Raw genomic sequence first — 2641 nt, 5'->3', positions numbered from 1 at the left:
GGACACGCCCCAACGGAAGTCGGCGGGGAAGTCTCGGCGGGTCGGGGCGTGGTGAGCGGTCATCGGAAAAGTGGGGTCAGGGTCAGAATTTGTAGGTGCCGCCCAGCAGCAGCTGGCGCCCATAGGAGGTGTAGCGCTCGGGCAGCGTCGAGTTCGGGTCGCTCGCGCCTGAGGAGATGCCCACCCGCGTGCGGTAGGGCCGGTCGCGCAGGTTGTTGACCTGCAGCGTCAGCGACAGTCCCTTGAACGTGCCGGTCTCGAAGGCATAGCCGATCTGCGCGTCGATCAGCGTCTCGCCCGAGATCATGCTGGGCACGTTCTCGCCGAAGGTGCCGCGCACGGTGGTCACGAAAGGCGAACGGTGGCGGCTGCCGATGCGGGCCGAGACGCCGTGGCGCTCGTAGTAGAGCGTGAAGTTGGTGGCCACGCCCGACAGCCCGTCCAGCGGCTTGCTGACGTTGTTCTCCTCGTGCAGCGAGCTGCGGGTGTTGGCGTAGCTGAAGCTCACGCCGATGCCGTCCAGCGCGGGGCTCAGGAGGCCGCCATCCAGCGAGCCGCTCAGCTCGGTGCCGGCGATCATGCCGCCCTGGCCGTTGGCCTGGGTGTTGAGCGTGCCGATGTTGCCGTTGGGCGTCCACTGCGTCGGGTTGGGGAAGCCCGTGAAGTCGAACGGGATGCCCTGGCCATAGACGAAGTTGGTGATGTGCTTGTGGAAGGCCGCCGCGGCCACATAGCTGCGCTTGCTGAAGTAGTGCTCGACCGACAGGTCCACCGCGTCCGCGCGCCAGGGCTCCAGCGCGGCGTTGCCGCCGCTGGCCGACCAGCGCCGGTCCTGCTCGCCCACGGTGATGTTGGAGAAGCCCGCGCGCATGTCCTCCATGTTGGGCCGCGCCAGCACCTTGGCCGCGCCGAAGCGCAGCACGGTGCGGTCGCTCAGGTCCACGGCCAGGTTGAGGCTGGGCAACACGTCGGTGTAGCTCGTACCGCCGGTGGTGGGATCGCTCTGGTTGGTCTTGGCATTCCACAGCAGGCCGTTGCTCCACTGCTTGGCATGCACCACGCGCAGGCCCAGGCTGCCGCGCACCGGCAGGCCCCACTCGGCATCGAAGCCCAGCTTGGCATGCGCGGCCGTGACCTTCTCGTGCACGGACCAGATGCGGCCCGGCGCCTGGTCGGTGGAGGCGGCCACGGTGTCGTACAGGCCCAGCGCGCTGGGCAGGTCGAAATTGACCATGCGGATGGCGCTGCCGGCGAAGCTCAGATCGGTCGGCTCGCGCAGCAGGTTGGCCGGCACCAGCACCGGCGCACGGTTGTTCTTGAGGTTGTAGTAGACCTCGGTGCGGTTCATGCGCTTGTCGCGCTCGGAATGATCCAGCCCGGCCTCGAAGCTGTTGAAGAAGCCGTCGAAGCTGCGCCCGGCGCTCAGCTTGAGCGCCTTGATCTCGTCGCCCACCTTGGGGAACTGGCTGCGGCCGTCGCGACCCCAGCCGGGCGGGTCGGCCAGGACGACCTGGCGGCCGTCGCCGTAGTCGAAGCCCGGCTTGAAGGTGGACAGGCCGTCGCCGGTGGCGATGCTGACCGGCCCGAGGCTGACCCGCGTGGGCGCGCCGGCAGCCAGCTCGGCGTTCTGCTCGTCGCGCTTGGCCTTGGACCAGCTCAGGTCACCCACCAGCGTCCAGTCCGCCAGCTTCAGCGCGTTGTTCCAGCCGATCGCGCGGATGTCGTCCTGGCGCTGGTTGAAGGTGGTCAGCGCCACCGGGTTGACGTTGTTGACCGTGCCGCTGGTGACCAGCTTGTCGCCGTTGACCACCGTGGTCTGCGCATTGGCCCAGGTGGCGCCGGCCCAGACCGACATGTCGGCCATCACCGTGCGGCGCGCCTCGGTCTGGTCGAAGCGCGAGTAGTACAGGTCCAGCGTGGAGTGCCAGCCGTTGCCAGGCTTGTACTCCAGCACCGCCATCAGGCCGTCACGCTTCTGGCGCGAGGACGCGGCGCCCAGCTCGAAGCCCTGCAGCGCCACCGAATCGTTGGGCGTGCCCGGCAGCGGCGAGCCCCAGACGCTGGTATTGGCCCACCACCAGCTCTTGTAGTGCTTCTCCTGGTTGGGCGAGTCCAGGTGGGCGAAACCCACGGCTGCACCCCAGTGGCGGTCGGCCGATTGCGTCACGTAGGAGGCGCTGAGCCGGTTGCCGTTGCCCGAGATCTTGGGGTTCAGCGAGCCGTTGGAATTGCGCTCCACGCGCGCGCCCAGCACCGCCTGCGTGCTGGCGAAGTCCAGCGGGCGCAGCGTCTTCATATTGACGGTGCCCGACAGGCCCTGGGCCGCCAGGCCGGCGTCGGGCGTCTTGTAGACGGTGGCGGCGTTGATCAGCTCCGAGGGGAACTGGTCGTACTCCACCGAGCGGTTGTCGCCGGTGGAGACGATCTCGCGGCCGTTCAGCAGCGTCACCCCATAGCGCGGCGCCATGCCGCGGATGCTGATGACCGAGGCCCGGCCTGCCACGCGCTGGGCCGTGAGGCCGGGCAGGCGCGAGATCGCGTCGGCGATGGACACATCGGGCCGCTTGCCGATGTCCTCGGCCGAGATGGCCTCCACGATGGCATCCGCGTTGCGCTTGGTGCTGATCGACGACTCCAGGCT

General features: G+C 68.7%; 1 protein-coding gene. It reads right to left on the bottom strand.

Annotated features, from left to right (window positions below; translation table 11 throughout):
• Positions 1–82 precede the first annotated feature (82 nt).
• On the bottom strand, positions 83–2641 hold a 2559-nt coding region (locus QZ709_RS08620; protein ID WP_294636877.1), incomplete at its 5' end, for a TonB-dependent receptor.

This window comes from uncultured Aquabacterium sp. (assembly GCF_913773725.1).
Classification (GTDB): Bacteria; Pseudomonadota; Gammaproteobacteria; order Burkholderiales; family Burkholderiaceae_C; genus Aquabacterium.
This window is presented reverse-complemented; position numbering and strand designations above follow the sequence as displayed.